This window comes from Nocardioides sp., from assembly GCF_034670285.1.
GTDB lineage: Bacteria > Actinomycetota > Actinomycetes > Propionibacteriales > Nocardioidaceae > Nocardioides.
The window spans coordinates 1-5,357 of record NZ_JAXMNS010000272.1 but is presented as its reverse complement, the minus strand read 5'-3'; the positions used below and the strand labels follow the sequence as shown (position 1 = coordinate 5,357).

6 protein-coding genes are annotated in these 5,357 nt (G+C 66.8%); 2 read left to right on the top strand and 4 right to left on the bottom strand.

Annotated features, from left to right (window positions below; all coding sequences use genetic code 11):
* Positions 1 to 54 precede the first annotated feature (54 nt).
* Together VOI19_RS13555 and VOI19_RS13550 are read left to right on the top strand one after the other, a co-directional pair.
* Entirely contained in the window at positions 55 to 1,053 is a 999-nt protein-coding gene (locus tag VOI19_RS13555; RefSeq protein WP_323793493.1) for a glycosyltransferase family 2 protein, read from the top strand.
* Positions 1,050 to 1,508 (top strand): GtrA family protein, encoded by a 459-nt coding sequence (locus VOI19_RS13550; protein WP_323793494.1) that lies wholly within the window; start codon positions 1,050 to 1,052, stop codon positions 1,506 to 1,508. The genes VOI19_RS13555 and VOI19_RS13550 overlap by 4 nt, the downstream gene beginning before the upstream one ends.
* Before the next feature lies 1 nt (position 1,509).
* Here the strand turns inward: VOI19_RS13550 and VOI19_RS13545 are convergent, their stop codons facing one another.
* The 4 genes from VOI19_RS13545 to secY form a co-directional block, all read right to left on the bottom strand.
* Positions 1,510 to 2,517: a TerC/Alx family metal homeostasis membrane protein gene (locus VOI19_RS13545; RefSeq protein ID WP_323793492.1), complete on the bottom strand. Its 1,008-nt coding sequence runs from the start codon at positions 2,515 to 2,517 to the stop codon at positions 1,510 to 1,512.
* 72 nt (positions 2,518 to 2,589) lie between these two features.
* A complete protein-coding gene (gene map, locus VOI19_RS13540) occupies positions 2,590 to 3,408 on the bottom strand; it encodes a type I methionyl aminopeptidase (RefSeq protein ID WP_323793491.1) in 819 nt (272 codons plus the stop codon).
* Between the two features lie 16 nt (positions 3,409 to 3,424).
* Positions 3,425 to 4,000, bottom strand: coding sequence for an adenylate kinase (locus VOI19_RS13535; RefSeq protein WP_323793490.1), 576 nt, complete (start codon positions 3,998 to 4,000; stop codon positions 3,425 to 3,427).
* A gap of 1 nt (position 4,001) precedes the next feature.
* On the bottom strand, positions 4,002 to 5,300 hold the full coding sequence (secY, locus tag VOI19_RS13530) for a preprotein translocase subunit SecY (protein WP_323793489.1): 1,299 nt from the start codon (positions 5,298 to 5,300) through the stop codon (positions 4,002 to 4,004).
* Positions 5,301 to 5,357 lie beyond the last annotated feature (57 nt).

Genomic DNA, 5,357 nt, shown 5'->3' with positions numbered 1-5,357 from the left:
GTCCCAAGGGGTCGTCCACGATCCGCGCAACGGAGCAGACAGGGAGCACGAGCAGTGACGCAGTCGTTCGAGTCCGCCTCCGACCCGGCAGACAGTCCCGGGCGCCGCACGATCTCCTACGTGCTTCCGGTCTACAACGAGGCCGACAACATCGCCACGTTCCACCGGGCGCTGCTCGAGGCGACGTCTGCGCGTGACGATTACGTCTTCGAGTTCCTCTACGTCGACGACGGCAGCCGCGACGACTCCCTCGAGCACCTGCTCGCCCTGCGGGAGGCCGACGACCGGGTCACCGTGCTGAGCCTCTCGCGCAACTTCGGCCACCAGGTGGCGGTGACCGCTGGGCTCGACGCGTGCACCGACTCGGCCGCGGTCGTCATCATGGACACCGATCTCCAGGATCCACCGCGGGTGAGCCTCGAGATGATCGCGCTCTGGGAGAGCGGCGTCGACGTCGTCTTCGCCCAGCGTCGCAGCCGTCGGGACTCGGCCTTCAAGCGTGCGACTGCCTTCGGCTTCTACTGGCTCCTCGACCGACTGGCCTCCATCGAGATCCCCCGCAACGTCGGCGACTTCCGGTTGATGGACCAGCGCGTGGTGCAGGAGGTCGCCCGATATCGCGAGCACGACCGCTTCCTGCGAGGCATCGTGGCGCACGTCGGCTTCCGTCAGGAGGCGGTGCTGTTCGACCGCGACGAGCGGTTCGCCGGAGAGACCGGCTACCCCCTGCGCAAGATGATCGCGTTCGCCGCCAGCGGCATCGCCGGCTTCTCGACGGCGCCGCTGCGCTGGATCTCGCGCCTCGGCTTCGTCATCTCGGCGTTGTCGGTGATGCTCGCCTGCTACGTGGCCGGGGTCCGGATCTTCTACCCTGAGCAGTCGGTGCCCGGCTGGGCGTTCCTCGGGGTCGGCATGTTCCTCCTCAGCGGCATCCAGCTGATCATGATGGGAGTCATCGGCTCCTACCTCGGACGCGTCTACGTCGAGGCCCAGAACCGGCCCCTCTACTCCTTGGCGATCGCTGCTCGTGGACCCCGCGACGGTGCCCGCTGACCGGTCAGGCCCCCGGGGTCGGGGTCCGCTCGCGTCGCCTGACGCTGGCCCGCTTCGCCGGCGTCGGCGTCGTCAACACCCTGCTCGACCTCGGGCTCTTCCTGCTCCTCCATGCCCAGCTCGGCGTGCTGGCGGCCAACTTCGTCTCGACCAGCGCCGGCATGACGTTCAGCTTCGTCGTCAACGGGCTCTTCACCTTCGGCGCGCGCCGACTGACCCTGCGCCACGCAGCGTTGTTCCTCGCGAGCACCGGCACCGTGATGTGGGTCCTGCAACCCGTGGTGATCCACACCCTGCTGGCGCTCGCCGCGACCTGGTCGCTCGATCCGGAGGCGACGTCGGTGCTGCTGGTGGTCAAGCTCGCCTCGATCGGCACCAGCCTTGCCGCCAACTTCGCGGCCTACCGCTACGTCGTCTGGCCGTACGCCGAGGCGCCGGACCGGCCGAGAGACTGACTCAGACGCTCGCGGAGCGGTTCTCGGAGTCGCGCTTGTCCTTCGCCAGGCTGGCGACCGTGGTGACCGCGAGGGTCACGATGATCACCCCGAGGCTGAGCAGCGAGCTGATCTCCGGGACCGCGGTCACGTGCTCGCCACCGTTGATGAACGGCAGCTCGTTCTCGTGGAGCGCGTGGAGCACCAGCTTGACCCCGATGAAGGCCAGGATGAAGGAGAGTCCGAGCGAGAGGTAGACCAGGCGCTCGAGCAGCCCGCCGAGCAGGAAGTAGAGCTGGCGCAGACCCATGAGCGCGAAGACGTTGGCGGTGAAGACGAGGTAGGGCTCCTCGGTGATGCCGAAGATCGCCGGGATCGAGTCGAGGGCGAAGAGGATGTCGGTCGTGCCCAGGGCGATGATCACGATCAGCATCGGGGAGACGAAGCGGATCCCCTCGAGGCGGTACCAGAGCTTGAGCCCCTGGTAGTCCTCGCCGACGTTGAGGCGGTTGCGGGCGAAGGTGACGACCGCGTTCTCCTCCGGGTGCTCCTCCTCGTGCTCGCGATAGCTCTGCACCAGCTTGAACGCGGTGTAGACCAGGAACGCACCGAAGAGGTAGAAGACCCAGCTGAAGTTCTCGATCAGCGTGTAGCCGGCGGCGATGAAGATGGCCCGGAACACCAGGGCCAGGATGATCCCGACCATGAGCGCCTCTTGCTGCAGGTGACGCGGGACCGCCAGAGCGTTCATCAAGATGATGAACACGAAGAGGTTGTCGATCGAGAGGCTGTACTCCGTGCGCCACCCGGCGAAGAACTCGACGCCGAAGTTGTGCCCGTCGGCCGAGCCGTGGAACACGAAGATCCAGATGCCGAACAGGATCGCGGCCCCGACGTAGCCGGACAGCGCAATCGCACACTCGCGCATGGTCGGCTCGTGCGGGTTGCGCGCGATCACGACCACGTCGAAGAGCAGGACTCCCACCGTGACAGCGATGGTGATGGTCCATTCAAGTGCTGAGACATCCACGAGGGCGAAGTCTGCCACGCACCCCGAGAACTCGAGCATCCACGACGACGTGACGTGGGACGCTCGCAGCCTTCAGTCGCCGCCGTAGGGCACGCCGAGCGCCGCGAGCTGTTCGCGGCCGCCGTCGATGGCGGTCAGCACCCATGCACCCTCGTCGGTCAGGGTGAAGGTGTGCTCGCTGTGGGCGGCCTTGGAGCCGTCGCGCGTGACCACGGTCCAGTCGTCGTCCAGCACGTCGGTGTCGGCGCTGCCGAGGGTCACCATCGGCTCGACCGCGAGCGCCAGGCCCTTCACGAGCCGAGGCCCGCGGCCGGGCCGGCCGTAGTTGGGGACGTCGGGCGGCTGGTGCATCTCGCTGCCGATCCCGTGGCCGGTGTAGTCCTCGAGGATCCCGTAGTCGCCCGCAGCGCGGACGTGCTGCTCCACGGCGTGCGAGATGTCACTCACCCGACCGCCGAGCCGCGCGGCTGCGATGCCGCGCCACATGGCTTCGTCGGTCACCCGCATCAAGGCGGTCACCTCGTCGGGCACGTCACCGAGCGCCAAGGTGATGGCTGCGTCGCCGTGCCAGCCGTCGACGATCGCGCCGCAGTCGATGGAGACCACATCGCCCTCGACCAGCACCCGTGGCCCCGGCATGCCGTGCACGACCTCGTCGTTGACCGACACGCAGATCGAGCCGGTGAAGCCGTGGTAGCCCAGGAAGGACGGCGTGGCACCCGAGGAGCGGATCTGTGCCTCGGCGGCAGCATCGAGCTCAGCCGTGCTGAGACCGGGACGCGCCACCTCGCGCAACATCTCGAGGGTGCGTCCGACCACCAGGCCCGCCATGCGCATGCCCTCGATCTGCTCCGGGGTCTTGAGCTCGATTCCCCGGTCACGCCAGCCCATCACGATCTCCTGGCCGTCAGGACCGGGGCAGGTCGTTCAGCGCTGCGAAGATCCGGGCCGTGACGTCGTCGACGTCGCCCATGCCATCGACCTCGACCAGGAGGCCGCGCTCGCGGTAGACGCCGATCAGCGGCTCGGTCTGCTCGGCGTAGACGGTCTGGCGGTGCCGGATGACGTCCTCGGTGTCGTCGGCGCGGCCATCGGTCTGCGCACGCTGCAGCAGGCGCTGCACGAGCTCTTCCTCGTTGACGGTCAGCACCACCGCGGCGTCGATCTGGTGGCCGGTGGCCTCGACCATCTGGTCGAGCTCGGCGACCTGGGCGGTCGTGCGCGGGTAGCCGTCGAGGAGGAATCCCTCGGTCGCGTCCGACTCGGCGATCCGGTTGCGGACCATCTTGTTGGTGACCTCGTCGGGGACGTACTCCCCCGCGTCCATGAACGTCTGCGCCTCGAGCCCCAGCGGGGTGCCCTGCCCGACGTTGGCACGGAAGATGTCACCCGTCGAGATCGCCGGGATGCCGAAGTGCTGGGCGACGAACGTCGCCTGGGTGCCCTTGCCGGCACCAGGAGGACCCATCAGGATGAGACGCATATCAGCGCAGGAACCCTTCGTAGTTTCGCTGCTGGAGCTGGCTCTCGATCTGCTTCACCGTGTCCAGCGCGACGCCGACCATGATCAGGATCGAGGTGCCGCCGAACGGGAAGTTCTGGTTGGCGCCGATGAGCACCAGGGCGATCAGCGGGATCAACGCGATCAGGCCGAGGTAGAGAGCTCCAGGGAACGTGATGCGGGACAGGACGTAGGACAGGTAGTCCTCGGTCGGCTTGCCCGCCCGGATCCCGGGGATGAAGCCGCCGTACTTCTTCATGTTGTCGGCCACCTCGGCAGGGTTGAAGGTGATCGACACGTAGAAGTAGGTGAAGAAGATGATGAGGCCGAAGTAGAGGGCCATGTAGAGCGGGTGGTCGCCGTTGACGAGGTAGGTGTTCAAGAAGTCGATCACCGGGTTGGTGCTCGTCTGGTTGAACTGCACGGCCATGCCCGGCAGGTAGAGCAGCGAGGAGGCGAAGATGACCGGGATGATGCCGGCCTGGTTGACCTTCAGCGGGATGTAGGTCGAGCTGCCACCGAACATCTTGCGCCCGACCATCCGGCGGGCGTACTGCACCGGGATGCGTCGCTGCGCCTGCTCGATGAAGATGACCGCAGCCACGATCACGAGGCCGACGGCCAGGACGATCCCGAAGACCCACCAGCCGTTCTGGCGACCGACGGCCCACAGACCGGACGGGAAGGTCGCGACGACCTGGGTGAAGATGAGGATCGACATGCCGTTGCCGACGCCGCGGTCGGTGATGAGCTCACCGAGCCACATGATGACGGCCGTGCCGGCGGTCATCGTGATGACCATGGTGACGAACGTCGACAGCGTGTTGCTGTGCAGCAGGTCCTGGGGGCAGTTCTGCAACAGGTTGCCCGAGCGCGCCAGCGCGACGATGCCGGTGGCCTGCAGGAGCGCGAGGCCCAACGTCAGGTAGCGGGTGTACTGGGTGATCTTCGCCTGGCCGCCCTGGCCCTCCTTCTTCAGCGCTTCGAGCCGCGGGATGACCACGACGAGCAGCTGCAGGATGATGCTGGCGGTGATGTAGGGCATGATCCCGAGCGCGAAAACGGTGAGCTGGAGCAGCGCACCACCCGAGAACAGGTTGATCAGGTTGTAGACACCGTCGTTGTTGGCCGCGTCGCTCAGGCAAGCCTGGACGTTCGCGACGTTGACGCCGGGAGCAGGGATCTGGGAACCGGCCCGGAAGATGACAATGATCATCAGGACGAAAAGCAGCTTGCGCCGCAGGTCCGGGGTTCGGAAAGCGTTGGCGAACGCGCTGAGCACGATTCCTCTTTCTCCAGCTGATTTCGGCCCGCGGAAAATGGACCGTCATGGGGCTGA